Here is a 20,070-nt window from a genome sequence, read left to right on the forward strand (position 1 = left end):
CACACGACGATAATTTGCGCGCCGTCGTAGCGTGGAGTGGTGACCGCACCGAATCATCTGCCTCGTACCGTCGGCGAACTGCATGCCGCCGGGCACCGCGAGCGGGGCGTCAAGGCCGAAATCCGGGAGAACCTGCTGACTGCGCTGGCCGAGGGTGACGAGGTCTGGCCGGGCATCCTGGGCTTCGACGATACCGTGATACCGCAGCTAGAGCGGGCGCTGATCGCGGGCCACGACTTCGTCCTGCTGGGTGAACGCGGTCAAGGCAAGACCCGGTTGCTGCGGGCGCTGGTGGGCCTGCTCGACGAGTGGACGCCGGTGATCGCCGGCGCGGAACTCGGTGAGCATCCGTACTCGCCGATCACGCCCGAGTCGATCCGGCGGGCTGCCGAACTCGGCGACGACCTGCCGGTGAGCTGGAAACACCGCAGCGAGCGCTACACCGAGAAGCTGGCCACACCGGACACCAGCGTCGCGGACCTGGTGGGCGACATCGACCCGATCAAGGTCGCCGAGGGCCGCAGCCTGGGCGATCCGGAGACCATTGCCTACGGCCTGATACCCCGCGCGCACCGCGGCATCGTCGCGGTCAACGAGTTGCCGGACCTAGCCGAGCGCATCCAGGTGTCGATGCTCAACGTCATGGAGGAGCGCGACATCCAGGTGCGCGGCTACACCCTGCGGCTACCGCTGGACGTGTTGGTTGCCGCCAGCGCCAACCCCGAGGACTACACCAACCGCGGCCGCATCATCACGCCACTCAAGGACCGCTTCGGCGCCGAGATCCGCACCCACTACCCGCTGGAACTCGAAGCCGAGGTCGGCGTCATCCTCCAGGAAGCACATCTGAGCGCCCAAGTGCCCGACCACCTGACGCAGGTGATCGCTCGATTCGCCCGCTACTTGCGGGAATCCAACTCCGTCGACCAGCGATCGGGGGTGTCGGCGCGTTTCGCGATCGCGGCGACCGAGACAGTTGCGGCCGCCGCGCGGCATCGCGGCGCGGTGCTGGGCGAGACGGATCCGGTGGCCCGGGTGGTCGACCTGGGGACCGTCATCGACGTGCTGCGCGGCAAGTTGGAGTTCGAATCCGGTGAGGAGGGACGCGAGCAGGCCGTGCTCGAACACCTGTTGCGCCGCGCCACCGCCGATACCGCGTCGCGGGCGCTCGGTGGGCTCGATGTCGGACCGCTGGTGGCCGCGGTGGAGGCCGGTTCCGCGGTGACCACGGGCGAGCGTGTATCGGCCAAAAATGTGCTGGCCGCGCTGCCGGATTTGCCCGTGGTCGACGCCATCGCCAAGCGGCTGGGCGCCGAATCCGAGGGCGAGCGGGCCGCCGCGCTGGAATTGGCTTTGGAAGCCTTGTATTTGGCCAAGCGTGTCGACAAAGTGTCCGGGGACGGCGAAACGGTCTATGGCTAGAGGGCACTCGTCGCGGTATTCGGCGTACACCGGCGGGCCTGACCCGCTGGCCCCGCCGGTGGACCTGCGCGAGGCACTCGAGCAGATTGGACAGGACGTCATGGCGGGCACCTCACCGCGCCGGGCGCTGTCCGAGCTGCTGCGCCGCGGCACCAGGAACATGCCCGGGGCAGACCGGCTGGCCGCCGAGGCCAACCGCAAGCGACGGGAGCTGTTGCGCCGCAACAACTTAGACGGGACGCTGGCCGAGATCAAAAAGCTGCTCGACGAGGCGGTGCTGGCCGAGCGCAAGGAGCTGGCCCGCGCTTTGGACGACGACGCGCGTTTCGGCGAGCTGCAGCTTGACGCGCTGTCGCCGTCGCCGGCCAAAGCCGTACAGGAGCTCTCAGAATACAACTGGCGCAGCAGCGAAGCGCGCGAAAAATACGAGCAGATCAAGGATTTGCTCGGCCGTGAGATGCTCGACCAGCGCTTCGCCGGCATGAAGCAGGCCCTTGAGGGCGCTACCGACGAGGACCGTCGCCGCGTCACCGAGATGCTCGACGACCTCAACGATCTGCTGGACAAGCACTCGCGCGGTGAGGACACCCACCAGGACTTTGAAAACTTCATGGACAAGCACGGCGAGTTCTTCCCCGAGAACCCCCGCAACGTCGAGGAGCTCATCGATTCGCTGGCCAAGCGGGCGGCGGCGGCGCAGCGGTTCCTGAACAGTCTGAGTCCCGACCAGCGGGCCGAGCTGGAAGCGTTGGCGCAGCAGGCTTTCGGATCGCCGTCGCTGCAACAGGCGTTGGCCCGGCTGGACGCGAACCTGCAGACGTTGCGTCCGGGCGAGGACTGGTCAGGGTCTTCGGAGTTCTCCGGGGAGAACCCGCTGGGCATGGGTGAGGGCGCCCAAGCGCTGGCCGACATCGCCGAGCTGGAACAACTGGCCGAGCAGCTGTCGCAGAGCTATCCGGGCGCGACCATGGACGACGTCGACCTCGACGCGCTGGCGCGCCAGCTCGGCGACCAAGCCGCGATCGACGCACAAACACTGGCCGAGCTGGAACGTGCACTGGTCAACCAAGGCTTTTTGGACCGCGGCTCCGACGGCCAGTGGCGGCTTTCGCCCAAGGCGATGCGACGGCTTGGCGAAACGGCATTACGTGATGTGGCCGAGCAACTTTCCGGGCGTCGCGGCGAGCGCGACCACCGCCGCGCCGGCGCGGCCGGTGAGCTGACCGGCGCCACCCGGCCCTGGCAATTCGGCGACACCGAGCCGTGGAACGTCACCCGTACGCTGACCAACGCGGTACTGCGGCAGGCCGGCACATCGGTGGACGGCCCGCACTCGCCCATCCATATCACGGTCGACGACGTCGAGGTCTCGGAGACCGAGACCCGCACGCAGGCTGCCGTGGCGCTGTTGGTGGACACCTCGTTCTCGATGGTGATGGAGAACCGCTGGCTGCCGATGAAGCGAACCGCGCTGGCGCTCAACCATTTGGTGCGCACCCGATTTCGTTCAGATGCGTTGCAGATCATCGCGTTCGGCCGCTATGCGCGCACGATAACCCCGGAAGAGCTGATGGGCCTGGAAGGCGTTTACGAGCAGGGCACCAACCTGCATCACGCGCTCGCGCTGGCCGGCCGGCATCTGCGACGGCACCCCAACGCGCAGCCCGTCGTCCTGGTGGTCACCGACGGCGAGCCGACGGCGCATCTGGAAGATGTCGACGGAAGTGGAAGTTCTGCAGTATTTTTCGACTACCCGCCGCATCCGCGGACCATCGCACACACCGTGCGCGGGTTCGACGACATGGCCCGGCTGGACGCGCAGGTGACGATCTTCCGGTTGGGTAGCGATCCTGGCTTGGCGCGGTTCATCGATCAAGTCGCGCGACGCGTGGAAGGACGCGTCGTCGTGCCCGATCTCGACGGGCTCGGCGCCGCCGTAGTCGGGGACTACCTGCGGTCGCGCCGGCGCCGACGGTAGTCGCGTCAATACGCGTCACGCGTTCGGCCGCCCGGTGATCCATACAGATACGGGTAATGGACGTCTGGGTCGTTGGGAGGGCGCATATTCGGCGGTGGCGGGGCGGTTCGCCAGGCAGCGGGAAGGTGACAGCCGGTGTTGTACGAGTAATTCAGCGGCCTGCCATCCTTGCCGTTTGCCAGATTGATCAACGCGCCGTCATCCCGGATTTGCGAGTCGTTGAGTGAGCCCAATGGCAGCGGCGGTTGGCCCGGCGCGTTGTTGTTGGGCCGAAAGCCCGCCGCGGAGAACAGAGGTGCCACCTCGGTGGTGATCTTCAGCCACTGGTCGAAGGTGGGTGCCGGTTCACCGAAGAAGTGGTCGGTTTCTTCCTGGCGGCCGATGGTGCGATTGAACGGCTCGTTGCAGCCATTGGTCGGATGCGCGATTCGCGTGCTCGAGAAGTGGGTCTGGGGCGAGTATTTCGCGATGGCTGCCCGGATAGAGGTGTCCAGGCCGGCCAGTTGATGTTTGACGGTCTCCAGATCGGGCCGTTCGTTGACGATCTTCTGCAGCCGGTCCAGTTCCTTGCGCCCCGGGTTGGCGTACGGGTCGAAAGTGTTTGGCCTGCAGCCGTTGAGCAGCATCGTCGTCACGACGAGCAGCGCCGCAACGACGGTCCGCCAAGTGGATTCAGCAGCTTGGCCGCGCATGGCTACGGCCCGACCACGATGATTGGCCCCTGCCCCGGCGGGATGAGCGGAGGAGGTGGTTTGACGAGGTCGTCGGGCAGACCCGCCAACACCGCGGCCATGTTGTAGCCGCTCATGCGGAGCTGGCCGTCGCCATCGAGTCGGGGGTATTCGGAATGCCCGTACGCCCCGGCATGCCATCGCTCGTCGCCCGGCGCGAAACCAGGTAGAGCGGACAGCTCGGTAAAACCAGGCACGTCCTGCGGTGCTTTGCCGAACCTGCCGAACTCGGGGATTACTTCGGCAACCCCGTCGTTGCCGCCGATCATGTAGTAAGCATGTCCCGGTGCAACGCCCAATTGGGACGCATTGGACAGCTCGGTGCCGGGGGAGCCATACAAAACGACGTCGCTGACCGGTGCGCCCTGCTGCAACGCCAGACTGGTGACCAGCGAACCGTAGGAATGACCGAATGCGCTGATGCGCTGATCCGGGGCATGCGTGGTGGCGGCCAGGCCCTTATAGAAATTGTTCAGCGGGCCCGCGGCATCGTGGGCACTCCAGTCGTTGATGACATCCCTGATGCTATCCGGCGCGTCATAACCCAGATAGACGATGGAGGCGACGGCGTCGAAGTTTCGCACCTTGGCATTTCTCCGGAGATCGCTTGCGTTGGCGCGTTGCGCTTCGGCTTCGCGGACCATCTCGTCGACGCTGGAGCTGACACGGGTGTTCAGACCGCCAACCGTGACTCCGACGCGCTGCGCGTCGTCAACGCTACCGACCCCTAGCGTGGCGAGCACTTTGAAAGGGTTACTGGTCGTATCGAGCTCGATAAGGCTGGTGCCGGGATGGTCCTGCAGCGTTTTTTGGAGTGCCTGCAGGTCAGCCAGCTTGTCTCGATCCGTGTGCCACACGCCGTTGCGGTCGAGCCAGCCATTGCGGAGTCGCGCGATTTCGCGGGGCAGCACTGCCGTGTTGAGTTCATTTCGGACGTCGACCGGTATGCCGTCCAGGTTGCGAATCGCATTCGGGAACCATTGTTTGGCTCGGTCCTGCTGCGCTGGCGTGAGTGAATGCCACCACCTGTTCACGTCCTGCGGACTGGTTCCCGGCGGTGGAGCTTTCGGCATTTCCGTTGGCTCGCCACGGGTTTCGGCGTTCACCTGATCGGGTGAAAGATCACCATCCGCGCCGCGGATGGCGGCCGCAAGATCCTCGTCAGCAGTCTCGGCGTCCGTCAAGAGCGCTGCGATGCTGCCCATCAAGGTCGCTGCGGTGTCCACGATGTTGTTCTGATCCGCGGACGACAACGAGAACAGGTTGGCAGGTAGCGACACCGTGCCTGTCTCATCATCGATGGTGAGGTAGTGCGCATGGGCGGTGTCGCGAATCTGGCTCAGCCGCAACTTGATCGCGGCGGCCTCACCAGCCGCCCGGTCGGCGGCTCGGCCCACGACCTCGCACGCATCGGCGTGATTGTCGAGGTCGAGCATGGTGCGATGGGTCGCGGCGCGTGCCGCATCCGCGCTATCCCCACCCCAATCCAGGAAACCCATGGTTTGGCCGATGGCCGCGGATGCCGTACGGGTACCGTGCGCGCGCTGGATCGCCGCCTGGAACACAGTGGTGATCGCGGCCGGATCCCAGCGGTCGATGTCGGCTAACGACAAGGTCATCGCGCAGGCGGGCTTTCAATGAAAGCGGGCCGCACCTATGTCGCCAAGTTCTTTTGCGTTGATTTGTTCGGTGAAAATGAAGTCGGCGGCCGCGAAGTGCATGTCGCAGGAATGTTTCCCGATACGCCGGATATGGGCGCTGCTCGTCGCCGCCCAGCCGTCCAGCAGACCCGACAATGCCTCCGCCGAGGAGCCAACCCATCCCGACTGCGCGGCTTCGGCTTCGCCGTGGCAGGACCGCTGCAGAGCGTGCAGCGTCTCACCCCGAGCGGCCAGCTCATTGCCTGTCTGGGATAGCGCCTCCGGACTCACCCGAATTTCATTGGCCACAGCTACTCTCGCTTTCGCCCGTCCGGGCGCGCTGGGGCGAACGCGCCATTTGCGCGGGATTATCGCAGAGCCGCGAATCCGCGGCCAATCACCTTCTGTGCAATCAAAGATGCGCTAGCTGCGGGGCTTGCGGTTCTTCCGCTTGATGCCGACGCCGCCCCACAGGGAGAAGCCGCGGATCTTCACGATCGGTGCACCCGGTGTGCCTTCTGGGGTGACGTCGTGATCGAACCCGCCCATCACGCCGTGGCCCTTGATTTCGACGTTGACTTCGGGAGGCAGCAGGATCGTTTGCCCACCCATGATCGAGCAGGCGCGGATCTCCACTTCGGTGGAGGTGAAGTCGGCGTAGCGCAGATCCACGACGCCGCCGCCCCACAGCGCGAACGTCGTCAACTTCTTCGGCACATTCCACCGGCCGCGTCGCTCGAATGCACTCATGATCGCCAGCAGCAGCATCGACGGCGCGGGTTTGCATGCGCCGCTTCGCCGGGGGCCCACCGACGACCCCAACAGGTCGGAGCGCAGCCGATCCAGCTCGTCGTAGGTCTTCGCCGCGTACGCCTTGGTGAGTCGGTCTTCGTACTCGCTCAGCTGCAGACGCCCCTGTGCGGCCGCATCGGTGAGCAGCTGTGCTACCTGTATGCGGTCGGTATCCGCGGCACGGGACCACTCATCGCGGTCATCGTGTGCGTTTTGGGCGCGTCGCTGCGCTGAGTACTTCATCGCCTACGAGCCTACGACTAACAGATTTTGCTGCAAGGCAAGTTCGCTAAACTGCTTCGCCGGCCTCGCGCGCCGCCCAGCGCGGGGGGCGTTTCTGCAGGAAAGCGAGCATTCCTTCGCGCGCCTCGTCCGAGACGAAGAGCCGTGCCGAGTCGGTGGCGAGCCGCTCCGCGTCGCGGTCGAACCCCTCGAGAACAGCCGCGGTGGTCAGCGCTTTGGATGCGGCCAAGCCCTGTGGAGAGGCGCGTCCCACGTCGGCGACCAGCGATGCCACGGCCGCGTCGACATCGTCGGCGGCGATCGTGATCAATCCGATCTCGGCGGCGGTCGCGGCGTCGAACGTCTCGCCGGTCAGGTAGTAGCGTGCGGCGGCGCGGGCGGAGATCTTCGGCAGCAAGGTCAGCGAGATGATCGCCGGCGCGACTCCGATCCGGGCCTCAGTCAACGCGAAGGTGCTGCGCGGGCCGGCCACGGCGATATCGGCCGCACCGACCAGACCCAGACCGCCGGCGCGGACGTGGCCGTTTATGGCGACGATCACCGGCTTTGGGCATTCGACGATCGCCCGCAACAGTGCGGTCAGTTCCCGGGCCCGGTCGGCGGCCATCTCGAACGGGTCGCCACCCGACGCTTGCGACAGATCGGCGCCCGCGCAGAAGGTGTTTCCGGTGTGGCCGAGCACCACCGCGCGCACCGCGGGGTCGGCAGCCGCGTCGCGCAGACCCTGGTGTAGTTGCTCGACCAGGGTGGCGGACAACGCATTGCGGTTGTGCGGGGAGTCGAGTGTCAGTCGGGCATAGGGTTTTTCGGAACCCGTCGGCCCGGCGTACTGAACGAGCGTGTCCATCAGTAGGAGCGGGGCAGGCCCAGCGATGTCTGCGCGACGAAGTTCAGCACCATCTCGCGGCTGACCGGTGCGATCCGCGACAACCGGGAGGCTGTCAACGCCGCCGCGATGCCGTATTCCTTGGTCAGACCGTTGCCGCCCAATGACTGTACGGCTTGGTCGACGGCCCTGGCGGAGGCCTCGCCCGCGGCGTATTTCGCCATGTTGGCTGCTTCAGCGGCGCCCGCGTCGTCACCTGTGTCGTAGAGCGTCGCGGCCTTCTGCATCATCAGCTTGGCCAGTTCGATCTCAATGTGATTCTGCGCCAACGGATGTGACAGCCCTTGGTGCGCACCGATCGGGGTACCCCACACCTTGCGGGTCTTGACGTAGTCGGTGGCCTTGTTGATGGCGAACCGGCCCATGCCGACCGCGCTGGCCGCGCCCATGATGCGTTCCGGGTTGAGCCCGGCAAACAGCTGTGCGATCGCGGCGTCCTCCGAGCCCACCAGCGCGTCGGCCGGCAGCCGCACATCGTCGATGAAGACCTGGAACTGACGCTCGGGGCTGATCAGCTCCATCTCGATCGGGGTGTAGCTGAAGCCGGGCGCGTCGGTGGGTACGACGAACAGCGCCGGACGCAGTTTGCCGGTCTTCTGTTCTTCGGTGCGGCCGACAACCAGCACCAGCTGCGCCTGGTCGATGCCGGAAATGAAAACCTTTTGGCCGGAAAGGATCCAGTCGCTGCCGTCGCGGCGAGCAGTCGTGGTGATCTTGTGCGAATTGGACCCGGCATCAGGCTCGGTGATCGCGAAGGCCATGGTGATCGACCCGTCGGCGATGCCCGGGAGCCAGCGCTGCTTTTGCTCGTCGGTGCCGAATTTCGAAATGATGGTGCCGTTGATGGCCGGTGACACAACCATCATCAGCAGCGCACAGCCGCCGGTGGCCATTTCCTCCATGACCAGCGACAGCTCATACATGCCGGCGCCACCGCCACCGTACTGCTCGGGCAGGTTCACCCCGAGGAAGCCGAGTTTGCCTGCCTCGTTCCATAATTCGTCGGTGTGCTGCTGCGCCCGCGCCTTCTCCAGGTAGTAGTCCTGTCCGTAGTTGGCTGTCATCGCAGCCACCGCCTCGCGCAGCGCCCGGCGTTCCTCATTCTCAATGAAACTGGTGTCGATGAAGCTGCTGTCGGTCATTGGTTTCCTTCCGATTGTGAGGTCTCGACTCTCGCCAGAATCGCCCCTACTTCGACTTGATCGCCGGTGCTGACGTTCAGTTCTGCCAGCACCCCGTCGGTGGGCGCGGTGATGGTGTGTTCCATCTTCATGGCCTCCAGCCACACCAGCGGTTGGCCTGCGACGACCTTGTCGCCGACGTCGGCGCCGATGCGGATGACGTTGCCGGGCATCGGCGCCACCAGCGAGCCCTGCTCGACGGCCGAACCCGGTTCGGGAAAGCGCGGCAGTGCGACCAGGTGAACCGGCCCCCGAGGTGAGTCGACGTAGATGTGATCGCCGTATCGGGCGACGTGGAAGCTGTGCGCCACGCCGGCGGCATCGGCCAGGGCGACCTCGCGCGGTGAGGCGGAGATCAGCTGCACGGATTCGTCATCGGCGAGCGTTAAACCGCTTCTGGTTAAACGATATTCGATGCGATGCTCCTGGCCGTTGCGATCGAGGTAGGCCTTGACCTGATATCCCGACACCAGGTTGCGCCAACCGCTGGGGATCGAGCCGAACACCGCGGCGGTAGCGCGGTTGTGGGCCGCATCGGCCAGCGCGGCTGCAACGGCCGACAATCGGATCGCGGTGGCGTCGGCCAGCGGCGCCGAAAGTTCTGCCAAGCCGTGGGTGTCGAAGAACGCGGTGTCGGTGGCGCCGTCGAGAAAGGCGGAATGCCGCAGCACATTGACCAGCAGATCGCGGTTGGTGCGCACCCCGTGCAGCCGGGTGCGGGCAAGAGCGTCGGCTAGCACTGCCGCCGCCCGGGGCCGGGTCGGGGCATAGCTGATGACCTTGGCCAGCATCGGGTCGTAGTGGATGGACACCACCGACCCGTCGACAATGCCGGAGTCCAGCCGGATTCCACTCCGCGCTCCGAGCGTCTCGAACTGTGCCCGTACCCCCGGCACCTCGAAGCGGTGAACCGTGCCGGCCTGGGGCTGCCAACCATGTGCGGGATCCTCGGCGTAGACGCGGGCTTCGATCGAATACCCTTGTGCGGCAGGGGGCTCCGCGTCAAGGCGAACACCGTCGGCGACTGCCAGCTGTAGTTCAACGAGGTCGAGTCCGGTGGTCTCCTCGGTGACCGGGTGCTCGACCTGCAGACGGGTGTTCATCTCCAGGAAGTAGAACTCGCCGTCATCATCTGCGAGGAATTCCACCGTGCCCGCGCCCGTATAGCCTATCGCCGCCGCCGCCAGCCGCGCGGCGTCGAACAGCTTGGCCCGCATCCCGGGAGTGCGCTCGACCAATGGCGACGGCGCCTCCTCGATGATCTTCTGGTGGCGGCGCTGGATCGAACATTCCCGTTCCCCGACGGCCCACACAGTTCCGCGCGTGTCGGCGAGCACTTGGACCTCGACATGGTGGCCGGTCGGCAGGTAACGCTCGCAGAACACCGTCGGGTCGCCGAACGCTGACTGTGCTTCGCGCCGGGCAGCCTCGACCTCGCCTGGCAGGGCCGATAGTTCGTGGACCACCCGCATCCCGCGGCCGCCGCCGCCTGAAGAGGCCTTGACGAGAACCGGCAGCTGCTCTTGGGTGACGGTCTCGGGGTCGAGTTCGTCGAGCACGGGCACCCCGGCGGCGGCCATCAGCTTCTTCGATTCGATTTTCGAGCCCATCGCCCGCACGGCGGCGACCGGGGGGCCGACCCACGTCAGGCCGGCGTCCTGCACGGCGGCCGCGAATTCCGCCTTCTCCGAGAGGAATCCGTAGCCCGGATGCACCGCGTCAGCCCCAGCGGCGCGGGCCGCGGTGATCAGCGCCTCGACGTTGAGGTAGTCGCTGCTATTCGGCAGCCGTACGCGGGCGTCGGCCTCGCCGACATGGGGTGCGCCGGAGTCGGGTTCGGTGTAGACGGCGACGGTACCCAGGCCCAGCCGCCGGCAGGTGGCGAATACCCGCCGGGCGATCTCACTGCGGTTGGCTACCAGAACTCGTGTGATTGCCATCGGCATCACATCCGGAAGACGCCGAAGTTCGACGTCCCCTTGATCGGAGCATTGGCAATCGCCGACAGGCACATTCCCAGCACGGTTCGGGTGTCGCGCGGGTCGATCACGCCGTCGTCGTAGAGCATTCCGGACAAGACCAGCGGCAGCGACTCGGCCTCGATCTGGCCTTCGACCGCGGCCCGCATCGCGGCGTCGGCGGCCTCGTCGACTTGCTGTCCGCGGGCTTCGGCTGCCGCTCGGCTGACGATGGACAGCACGCCCGAGAGCTGGGCGCCGCCCATCACGGCGGATTTGGCGCTGGGCCAGGCGAAGAGGAACCGCGGGTCATAGGCTCGGCCGCACATGCCGTAGTGCCCGGCGCCGTAGGACGCGCCGATCAGCAGCGAGATGTGCGGGACGGTCGAATTGGAGACGGCGTTGATCATCATCGACCCGTGCTTGATCATCCCGCCTTCCTCGTAGTCCTTCCCGACCATGTAGCCAGTTGTGTTGTGCAAGAACAACAGCGGCGTGTCGGAGCGGTTGGCCAGTTGAATGAACTGGGTGGCTTTCTGCGACTCCTCGCTGAACAGCACCCCACGCGCGTTGGCCAGGATGCCCAGCGGATAGCCATGCAACTGGGACCAGCCGGTCACCAGTGACGAGCCGTACAACGGCTTGAATTCGTCGAATTCGGACCCGTCGACAATGCGGGCGATCACTTCTCGCGGGTCGAAGGGGATGCGCAGATCCGAGGGGACGATCCCGATCAGCTCCTCGGCATCGAACAGCGGCTCGGTCACCGGTCTGGGTGCGGGTCCCTGTTTGACCCAGTTCAGCCGCGCCACGATGCGCCGACCGATGCGGATCGCGTCGAGCTCGTCAAGGGCGAAGTAGTCAGCCAAACCGGAGATGCGGGCATGCATTTCGGCTCCGCCAAGGGATTCGTCGTCGGACTCCTCGCCGGTGGCCATCTTCACCAGCGGCGGGCCCGCCAAGAACACTTTCGAGCGCTCTTTGATCATCACCACGTGATCTGACATCCCGGGCACGTATGCACCGCCCGCGGTGGAGTTGCCGAATACCAATGCGATCGTGGGGATTCCGGCCGCTGAGAGGCGGGTCAGGTCGCGGAACATCTGCCCACCCGGGATGAATATCTCCTTCTGAGTGGGCAGGTCCGCGCCGCCGGATTCCACCAGCGAAATGACTGGAAGACGATTCTGGAACGCGATCTGGTTTGCCCGCAAGATCTTGCGCAACGTCCACGGATTGCTGGTGCCGCCTTTGACCGTGGGATCGTTGGCGACGACCATGCATTCCACGCCCGAGACCGCGCCGATGCCGGTAACAAGGCTGGCGCCGATCTGAAAGTCGCTGCCGTATGCGGCCAGCGGGCTCAGCTCGAGGAACGGTGAGTCCGGGTCGACGAGCAGTTCGATGCGTTCCCGGGGCGTCAGCTTGCCGCGGGCGTGGTGGCGCTCGACGTACTTGGGGCCGCCGCCGGCCAGCGCTTTGGCCAGTTCGGCGTCGATCTCGTCGAGTTTTGTCAGCGCCGCCGACGCCGCCTCGGTGTAGGCAGGAGCGTGCGGGTCGAGTGTGGACTGCAGCACCGTCATAGCCACCGCCGACGATGCAGTGGGGGTGCCCCCAGCCGCGCAGCGGCGAGGGGGACGAAGCGATGAGGAGGAGGGGGAATAATCATGACTGATACCCAAGGGTTTTGGCGGCCAGCGCGGTCAGGATCTCGGTGGTCCCGCCACCGATACCGATGATGCGCATGTCGCGGTATTGGCGTTCGACTTCGGACTCGGACATATAACCCATGCCGCCGAACAGCTGAACGGCTTGGTGGGCCACCCATTCGCCGGCTTCCACCGCGGTGTTCTTGGCGAAACACACCTGCGCGATCAGATTGGTCTCGCCCGCGAGTTGGCGCTCCACCACGTTGTGGGCGTAGACGCGGGCGACGTCGATGCGACGGGCCATCTCGGCGAGCGTGTTCTGCACCGACTGGCGTGATATCAGTGGCCGGCCGAACGTCTCGCGGTCGCGGCACCACTGCACGGTGATGTCGAGGCAGCGCTGCGCGCTCGAATATGCTTGGGCGGCAAGGCCGATGCGTTCAGCGACGAACGCCTGCGCGATCTGAGCGAAGCCGCTGTTCTCGGCGCCGACCAGGTTGGCCACGGGCACAGCTGCGTCGATGTAAGACAGCTCGGCGGTGTCCGAGGACCGCCAGCCCATCTTGTCGAGCTTGCGGGTGACTTCAAATCCCGGGGTGCCCTTCTCGACCACCAGCAGTGAGACTCCGGCGGCGCCGGGCCCGCCGGTGCGTACCGCGGTCACGACGTAGTCGGCCCGCACGCCCGAGGTGATGTAGGTCTTGGCGCCGTTGACGATGTAGTGGTCACCGTCCAAAGCCGCGGTGGTGCGCAGGTGTCCGACGTCGGAGCCGCCGCCGGGTTCGGTGATGGCCAGCGCACCGATCTTCTCACCGGCCAGCGTGGGACGGACGAATGTGTCGATGAGCCGCTCGTCTCCCGAAGCGATCATGTGGGGCACGGCGATGCCGCAGGTGAACAGTGACGCGAAGACACCGCCGGGCACCCCGGCCTCGTGCAGCTCTTCGCAGATGATCACCGAGTCGGCGCCGTCGCCGCCGCCACCGCCGACCGCTTCGGGAAAGCCCGCTCCTAACAGGCCGGCCTCGCCGGCGCGGCGGTGCAACTCGCGCGGCAACTCCCCGCTTCGTTCCCATTCGTCGACATGCGGCAATATCTCGCGGTCGGCGAACGAGCGCACCGTCTTGCGAAGCTGGTCACGCTCCGGTGTGGTCCAGATGCTCACAGCAACCTTTCGGGAATGTCGACATGGCGGCTGCGCAGCCATTCACCCAGGCCCTTGGCCTGGGGGTCGAACCGCGCCTGGTAGGCAACACCCTGGCCGAGGATGTCGTCGACGACGAAGTTCACCGCCCGCAGGTTGGGCAGCACGTGCCGGGTGACCGGCAAGTCCGCGGTCTCGGGCAGCAATTCGCGCAGCTTCTCGACGGTCAGCGTGTGGGCGAGCCAGCGCCACTGCTCGTCGGTTCGCACCCAGACGCCGACGTTGGCCGACCCGCCCTTGTCGCCGCTGCGGGCCCCGGCGATCAAGCCCAGTGGCGCACGCCGGGTCGGGCCGGCCGGAAGCGGCTCCGGCAACTCAGGGGGATCGGCCGGCGCGAGTTCCAGAGTGTCGGTGGCACAAGGGATCTCGATGCGCTTGCCGTCGGCGTGCACGGCGACGTGCGGCACTTTACTGGCGTCGACGTAGCCGGGGGTGAACACGCCGTAGACCTGACCGTCGCCGGGTGGGGCGGTGACGGTGAATCCTGGATAGCTGGCAAGCGCGAGTTCGACTGCGGCCGAGGAGAATTGGCGTCCAACGTTCGCCGGATCAGGGTCGCGTACCACGCAGCGCAACAGCGCGCTCGCGCCTTCTTCGGTGTCGGCGTCGGGGTGGTCGGTCCGCGCCAGCGTCCACTCAAGCTCGGCGGGCTTGACGGTCAGGCTGGATTCCAGCTGGCGTCGCACCAATTCGGCCTTCTCCGCGATGTCCAGACCGGTCAGCACGAACGTCATGGCGTTGCGGAAGCCGCCGATGCTGTTGAGCGAGACCTTCAGGGTGGGCGGGGGCGGTTCGCCGGCCACACCGCTGATCCGCACCCGGTCCGGGCCGTCGGTGGACAAGCCGATGGTGTCCATCCGCGCGGTGACGTCCGGATTGGCGTAGCGGGCGCCGGTGATCTCGTAGAGCAGTTGCGCGGTGACCGTGTCGACGCTGACTTGCCCGCCAGTGCCGGGGTGTTTGGTGATCACCGACGACCCGTCGGGGTAGATCTCCGCGAGCGGGAAGCCGGCGTAGGCCAAATCGGGGATCTCGGTGAAGAACGAGTAGTTGCCGCCGGTGGCCTGGATGCCACATTCGATCACATGGCCGGCGACGACGGCGCCGGCGAGCTGGTCGTAATCGTCGCGGCGCCAGCCGAATTGCGCGGCCGCGGGTCCCACCGTCACCGAGGCGTCGGTCACTCGGCCGGTGACGACGATGTCGGCGCCGCTGTTGAGGCACTCGACAATGCCCCAGGCGCCCAGGTAGGCGTTGGCGGTCAAAGGGGTGCCCAGCCCCAGGTCCGCGGCGCTCGGCTGCAGGTCGTCGCCTTCGACGTGCGCCACCCGCACCGGGATTCCCAGGCGTTCGGCCAGCGCCCGTACCGCCTCGGTGAGCCCGGCGGGGTTGAGACCGCCGGCATTGGTGACGATGCGCACCCCGCGGTCGTGGGCCAGCCCAAGGCACTCCTCGAGTTGCGCTAAAAACGTCTTGGCGTAGCCGCGGTCGGGATGCTTCATCCGGTCACGGCCGAGGATCAGCATCGTGAGCTCGGCGAGGTAGTCGCCCGTGAGGTAATCGAGCTCGCCGCCGGTGAGCATCTCGCGCATCGCGGAGAACCGGTCGCCATAGAAGCCTGAGCAGTTCCCGATGCGGACCGCAGTGCTCCCCACGCGTGTCCTCCCTCCGGAGCCGGCAGTCGACGTACCAACCAACCGGTAGGTTAGCTGGTGTCGCCGCTGTCACGTCAAGGATGCCCCCTGTAGCCCCGATTTGGGTGGTCAGCAGGTCGCCGACTATCCTGAGAGCAATCGTCGCCGTCGATCGGACGACCCTCCAACCAGAAGTAAGGCTCGATTATGGCTGTGCCAAAGCGCAGGATGTCGCGCGCGAACACCCGAAGCCGACGCGCGCAGTGGAAGGCCGCCAAGCCGGAACTCGTCGGTGTGACGGTGGCCGGTCAGCGGCACAAAGTGCCGCGACGGCTGCTCAAGGCGGCCCGTCTCGGTCTGATCGACCTGGACCGTCGCTAGCCGTTTCGCCACGAGCCGAGCATTCAGCCCGGCGCGTCTCTCAGGCCGCTCTCAGGCGTTTGGATGAAACTGGTGGCCGTGCGGATTCTTGTCGTTGACGACGATCGCGCGGTGCGTGAATCGCTGCGCAGGTCGCTGTCGTTCAACGGTTACTCGGTCGCGTTGGCGGAAGACGGTGTCGAGGCCCTCCAGATGATCGCCACCGACCGGCCCGACGCGCTCGTCCTCGACGTGATGATGCCGCGGCTGGATGGCCTGGAGGTGTGCCGTCAGCTGCGCAGTACCGGAGACGATCTGCCGATCTTGGTCCTGACCGCCCGCGACGCGGTCTCCGAGCGGGTCGCCGGATTGGACGCGGGCGCCGACGACTATCTGCCAAAGCCGTTTGCGCTTGAAGAATTGTTGGCGCGCATGCGAGCGCTGTTGCGCCGCACCAAGCTCGACGATTCCGGTGATTCCGTCGCGATGACGTTCTCGGATCTCACCCTTGATCCGGTCACCCGCGAAGTCACTCGGGGGGGTCGCCAGATCAGCCTCACCCGCACCGAATTCGCCCTGCTGGAAATGTTGATCGCCAATCCGCGACGCGTACTCACCCGCAGCCGAATTCTCGAGGAGGTGTGGGGTTTCGACTTTCCCACCTCGGGCAACGCGCTGGAGGTGTACGTCGGATACCTGCGTCGCAAGACCGAAGCCGAGGGGGAGCCGCGGTTGATCCACACCGTGCGAGGAGTGGGTTACGTGCTTCGTGAAACACCGCCCTGATGTCAATGTTCCGCCATCGCAGTCGAGCGCAGCTGCGAGCCACCACGTCGTTGTCGCTGCGGTGGCGGGTGATGTTGCTCGCGATGTCCATGGTGGGGATGGTGGTCGTCCTGATGGCGGTCGCGGTGTATGCGGTGATCTCCGCGGCGCTCTACAAGGACATTGACACCCAGCTGCAGAGGAGGGCGCAGCTACTGATCACCAGCGGCTCGCTGACCGCCGATCCTGCGAAAGCCATTGAGGGAACGGCATATTCGGACGTCAACGCGATGCTGGTGAATCCCGGCCGGTCGATCTACACCGCCAACCAAGAGGGCCAGACACTGCCCGTCGGACCTCCGGAGAAGGCGGTCATCCGCGGTGACTTGTTCATGTCGCGGCGCACGGCCGCCGATCAGCGGGTGCTGGCAGTCCACCTGCCCAACGGCAGTTCGCTGCTCATCTCCAAGAGCCTTGCGCCTACCGATGCGGTGATGATGAAACTGCGTTGGGTGCTGCTGATCGTCGGCGGGGTAGGCGTCGCCGTCGCCGCTGTTGCCGGCGGGATGGTCACCCAGGCCGGGCTACGACCGGTTGGCCGGCTGACCGAGGCGGCCGAAAGGGTCGCGCGCACCAACGATTTGCGGCCCATCCCCGTATTCGGCAGCGACGAATTGGCCCGGCTCACCGAGGCATTCAATCTAATGCTCAAAGCGCTGGCCGAATCTCGGGAACGCCAAGCGCGCCTGGTCATCGACGCCGGCCACGAACTGCGTACACCGCTGACGTCGCTGCGCACCAACGTCGAACTGCTGATGGCATCGCAGGCCCCGGGTGCGCCGCAACTGCCCGAACAGGAGATGGCCGAGCTGCGTGCCGACGTGATCGCGCAGATCGAGGAATTGTCCACGCTGGTAGGCGATTTGGTGGACCTCACCCGCGACGACGCCGGCGAGGTGGTCAACGAGCTGGTTGACATGTCCGAGGTCATCGACCGCAGCCTGGAGCGGGTGCGCCGACGCCGCAGTGACATCGAGTTCGACGTTCAGGTGATTCCCTGGCAGGTCTACGGCGACAGCGCTGGTCTGTCCCGCGCGGTGCTGAACCTGATGGACAACGCGGCCAAGTGGAGCCCGTCCGGCGGGCACGTCGGCATCAGGCTGACGCAGCTGAGCCCGTCGCACGCTGAGCTGGTGGTGTCCGATCAGGGGCCCGGCATCCCACCGCATGAGCGGGCACTGGTGTTCGAACGGTTCTTCAGGTCAGCCTCGGCGCGGGGGATGTCGGGCTCCGGTCTGGGGCTGGCCATAGTCAAACAGGTGGTACTCAAACACGGTGGGGCGTTGCGCGTGGAAGACACCGTTCCCGGTGGCCAGCCCCCTGGGACGTCGATCTACGTGCTGCTGCCCGGGCGGCCCATGCCGGTTTCGGGCTTCCCCGTGCCCGGTGCGGAGGCACCAGAGCACCCGGATGTCACGGTTTCGGCGGATCACGGAAACTCTCCGGCTCCGGCGAACGTTATCTCAGAGGATTCTCAGACCACGCAGGCAAGGTAGCTGAGCAGTTTACTGTTGAATCCGAACGAACCGTAATAGAAAGAGCAACCCAGCGACATGACGAATCACCCGAGGTATTCGCCACCGCCGCAGCAGCAGCCCGGATTCCGCCCAGCTTCCGATCAGCATGCGGCCCAAGGCTATTCGGGCCAGGGGCAGCAGCCGCAGCAGCCAACGTATGCTCAGCAGTACGACTGGCGCTATGCCCAGCAGCCGGCATACCGGCAGCCGTACGGCCCATTCGGTGGCGGTCAAGCCGGTCCTGGAGCCGGTCCGCCGCCCCCGCGCATGGGCGTCGAGCGAAAGCGTTCCCGCGCAGGCGCGTTGGCCGTCGGTGCGGTGGCGATCGCCGTAGTGTCGGCCGGCGTCGGCGGAGCAGCGGCGTCGGTGATCCAGCACAGCGAACAGTCCGCGAGCGGTGGCAATGGCCCGTCGCTGGGCGGCGCGGCCCCCAGCGCACCGATCGCCAACGCGCCGGCAGGCACCGTCGAGCAGGTCGCCGCCAAGGTGGTGCCCAGTGTGGTCATGCTCGAGACCGATCTGGGCCGGCAATCCGAGGAAGGCTCGGGCATCGTCTTGTCGGCGGACGGGCTGATCCTGACCAACAACCACGTCGTCGCGGCTGCCGCCAAACCCGGCCGCGGTGGTCCTGCCGCTGAACCGCCTGACGAAGGCGGTGGCCTCGGCGGGCCGGTGAAGACCACGGTGACCTTCTCTGACGGGCGCACCGCAGGATTCAACGTGGTGGGCACCGATCCCACCACCGACATCGCGGTGGTCCGCGTTCAGGGCATTTCCGGGCTGACGCCGATCACCCTCGGCTCGTCGGCGAACCTGCGCGTTGGCCAGCCGGTCGTCGCGGTCGGGTCACCGCTGGGCCTGGAAGGCACCGTGACCACGGGCATCGTGAGCGCACTGAACCGCCCGGTTTCAACGACCGGGGAGACCGGAAACCAGAACACCGTGCTCGACGCTATTCAGACCGACGCCGCGATCAACCCCGGTAACTCCGGCGGCGCCCTGGTCAACATGAGCGGACAGTTGGTCGGCGTCAACTCGGCGATCGCCACTTTGGGCGGCGACTCGCCCGATGCGCAGAGCGGTTCGATCGGCCTCGGCTTCGCGATTCCGGTCGATCAGGCCAAGCGCATCGCCGACGAGTTGATCAGCACCGGCAAGGCATCGCATGCGTCACTGGGCGTACAGGTCACCAACGACAAGGGTTCGCCGGGCGCCAAGGTGGTCGAGGTGGTGCCCGACGGCGCCGCGGCCAGCGCCGGTTTGCCCAGCGGAGTCGTGGTCACCAAGGTCGACGACCGTCCGATCAACAGTGCTGACGGTTTGGTCGCCGCCGTGCGATCCAAGGCGCCCGGCGACAAGGTGACGCTGACATATCTCGATCCTTCGGGTGCGAGTCGGACAGTGCAGGTCACCCTCGGCAAGGCCCAACAGTGATGAAAGTCGCCGCGCCGTCGTCGGACCACAGATATACGGTGGCAAGCATGGAAGAGGGCGCGGAGTTGGTAGTCGGCAGGGCACTCGTCGTCGTCGTCGACGACCGGACCGCGCACGGGGACGAGGACCACAGCGGGCCACTGGTCACGGAACTGCTCGCCGAAGCGGGGTTCGTTGTCGACGGGGTGGTGGCCGTCGCCGCCGACGAGGTGGAGATTCGCAACGCGCTGAACACCGCCGTGATCGGCGGGGTGGACCTGGTGGTGTCGGTCGGCGGGACGGGCGTCACGCCCCGCGACGTCACCCCGGAGGCCACTCGTGAGATTCTCGATCGCGAAATCCTCGGGATCGCCGAAGCCGTCCGGGCCTCGGGTTTGTCCGCCGGCATCACCGACGCCGCATTGTCGCGCGGTCTGGCGGGGATCTCGGGGAGCACCCTGGTGGTCAACCTCGCCGGATCGCGCTACGCCGTGCGCGACGGCATGGCGACACTGAATCCGCTGGCGGCCCAGATAATCGGTCAGCTCTCGAGCCTGGAGATTTGACGCAAAGCCATCCGATCGCGGAACCAGGGACATAACGTTTTTGCGGGCGGTTTCGCCTCGCCCTGGTAATT

Annotated in this window: 18 protein-coding genes; 8 read left to right on the top strand and 10 right to left on the bottom strand. The window is 66.3% G+C overall.

The annotated features are described in order from the left end of the window. The first annotated feature begins 36 nt into the window (after positions 1-36). Together AWC06_RS04920 and AWC06_RS04925 are read left to right on the top strand one after the other, a co-directional pair. Positions 37-1,422, top strand: a complete 1,386-nt coding sequence (locus AWC06_RS04920) for a magnesium chelatase ATPase subunit I (RefSeq protein ID WP_085194947.1) — start codon at positions 37-39, stop codon at positions 1,420-1,422. Then, the gene (locus AWC06_RS04925; protein ID WP_085194949.1) at positions 1,415-3,400 is read left to right on the top strand and encodes a VWA domain-containing protein; all 1,986 of its coding nucleotides are present in this window, start codon (positions 1,415-1,417) and stop codon (positions 3,398-3,400) included. Before AWC06_RS04920 ends, AWC06_RS04925 begins: the two co-directional genes overlap by 8 nt. Before the next feature lie 5 nt (positions 3,401-3,405). On the opposite strand, the gene AWC06_RS04930 is transcribed toward AWC06_RS04925, so the two are convergent. Next, positions 3,406-4,092, bottom strand: coding sequence for an LppA family lipoprotein (locus tag AWC06_RS04930; RefSeq protein WP_085194951.1), 687 nt, complete (start codon positions 4,090-4,092; stop codon positions 3,406-3,408). A 2-nt stretch (positions 4,093-4,094) separates the two neighbouring features. Further along, on the bottom strand, positions 4,095-5,480 hold the full coding sequence (locus AWC06_RS04935) for an alpha/beta hydrolase (protein WP_227370988.1): 1,386 nt from the start codon (positions 5,478-5,480) through the stop codon (positions 4,095-4,097). Here AWC06_RS04935 and AWC06_RS23525 point away from each other — a divergent pair. Then, positions 5,448-5,738, top strand: a complete 291-nt coding sequence (locus tag AWC06_RS23525; RefSeq protein WP_227370989.1) for a hypothetical protein — start codon at positions 5,448-5,450, stop codon at positions 5,736-5,738. The genes AWC06_RS04935 and AWC06_RS23525 overlap by 33 nt on opposite strands. A gap of 27 nt (positions 5,739-5,765) precedes the next feature. Here the strand turns inward: AWC06_RS23525 and AWC06_RS04940 are convergent, their stop codons facing one another. The 8 genes from AWC06_RS04940 to AWC06_RS04975 form a co-directional block, all read right to left on the bottom strand. Then, positions 5,766-6,080: a WXG100 family type VII secretion target gene (locus AWC06_RS04940; RefSeq protein WP_169715292.1), complete on the bottom strand. Its 315-nt coding sequence runs from the start codon at positions 6,078-6,080 to the stop codon at positions 5,766-5,768. 114 nt (positions 6,081-6,194) lie between these two features. Next, positions 6,195-6,806 carry a DUF1707 SHOCT-like domain-containing protein gene (locus AWC06_RS04945; protein WP_085194953.1) on the bottom strand — a complete coding sequence of 204 codons (612 nt, stop codon included), beginning with the start codon at positions 6,804-6,806 and terminating at the stop codon, positions 6,195-6,197. Positions 6,807-6,852: 46 nt separating this feature from the next. After that, on the bottom strand, positions 6,853-7,653 hold the full coding sequence (locus AWC06_RS04950) for an enoyl-CoA hydratase family protein (protein WP_085194955.1): 801 nt from the start codon (positions 7,651-7,653) through the stop codon (positions 6,853-6,855). After that, complete coding sequence (locus AWC06_RS04955) at positions 7,653-8,834, bottom strand: acyl-CoA dehydrogenase family protein (RefSeq protein ID WP_085194957.1); 1,182 nt, start codon at positions 8,832-8,834, stop codon at positions 7,653-7,655. Before AWC06_RS04955 ends, AWC06_RS04950 begins: the two co-directional genes overlap by 1 nt. Continuing rightward, positions 8,831-10,813, bottom strand: a complete 1,983-nt coding sequence (locus tag AWC06_RS04960) for an ATP-binding protein (RefSeq protein ID WP_085195142.1) — start codon at positions 10,811-10,813, stop codon at positions 8,831-8,833. Before AWC06_RS04960 ends, AWC06_RS04955 begins: the two co-directional genes overlap by 4 nt. Positions 10,814-10,818: 5 nt before the next feature. Beyond that, positions 10,819-12,408 carry an acyl-CoA carboxylase subunit beta gene (locus tag AWC06_RS04965; RefSeq protein ID WP_139819917.1) on the bottom strand — a complete coding sequence of 530 codons (1,590 nt, stop codon included), beginning with the start codon at positions 12,406-12,408 and terminating at the stop codon, positions 10,819-10,821. Positions 12,409-12,496: 88 nt separating this feature from the next. Next, positions 12,497-13,645 (bottom strand): acyl-CoA dehydrogenase family protein, encoded by a 1,149-nt coding sequence (locus AWC06_RS04970; protein ID WP_085194961.1) that lies wholly within the window; start codon positions 13,643-13,645, stop codon positions 12,497-12,499. Further along, complete coding sequence (locus AWC06_RS04975; RefSeq protein WP_085194963.1) at positions 13,642-15,339, bottom strand: acyclic terpene utilization AtuA family protein; 1,698 nt, start codon at positions 15,337-15,339, stop codon at positions 13,642-13,644. The genes AWC06_RS04970 and AWC06_RS04975 overlap by 4 nt, the downstream gene beginning before the upstream one ends. Positions 15,340-15,525: 186 nt before the next feature. Between AWC06_RS04975 and rpmF the strand changes: the two genes are divergently transcribed. From rpmF to AWC06_RS05000, 5 genes are all read left to right on the top strand, one after another. Continuing rightward, positions 15,526-15,699: a 50S ribosomal protein L32 gene (gene rpmF, locus AWC06_RS04980; RefSeq protein ID WP_085194965.1), complete on the top strand. Its 174-nt coding sequence runs from the start codon at positions 15,526-15,528 to the stop codon at positions 15,697-15,699. Between the two features lie 78 nt (positions 15,700-15,777). Continuing rightward, the gene (locus tag AWC06_RS04985) at positions 15,778-16,464 is read left to right on the top strand and encodes a response regulator transcription factor (protein WP_085195144.1); all 687 of its coding nucleotides are present in this window, start codon (positions 15,778-15,780) and stop codon (positions 16,462-16,464) included. Further along, positions 16,464-17,999, top strand: a complete 1,536-nt coding sequence (locus tag AWC06_RS04990) for a HAMP domain-containing sensor histidine kinase (protein WP_085194967.1) — start codon at positions 16,464-16,466, stop codon at positions 17,997-17,999. Before AWC06_RS04985 ends, AWC06_RS04990 begins: the two co-directional genes overlap by 1 nt. A 57-nt stretch (positions 18,000-18,056) precedes the next feature. Next, positions 18,057-19,454 (top strand): S1C family serine protease, encoded by a 1,398-nt coding sequence (locus AWC06_RS04995; protein WP_085194969.1) that lies wholly within the window; start codon positions 18,057-18,059, stop codon positions 19,452-19,454. Then, on the top strand, positions 19,454-19,999 hold the full coding sequence (locus AWC06_RS05000) for a MogA/MoaB family molybdenum cofactor biosynthesis protein (RefSeq protein WP_085194971.1): 546 nt from the start codon (positions 19,454-19,456) through the stop codon (positions 19,997-19,999). Before AWC06_RS04995 ends, AWC06_RS05000 begins: the two co-directional genes overlap by 1 nt. Positions 20,000-20,070: the final 71 nt, after the last annotated feature.

This window comes from Mycobacterium fragae, from assembly GCF_002102185.1.
Taxonomy (GTDB): Bacteria; Actinomycetota; Actinomycetes; order Mycobacteriales; family Mycobacteriaceae; genus Mycobacterium; species Mycobacterium fragae.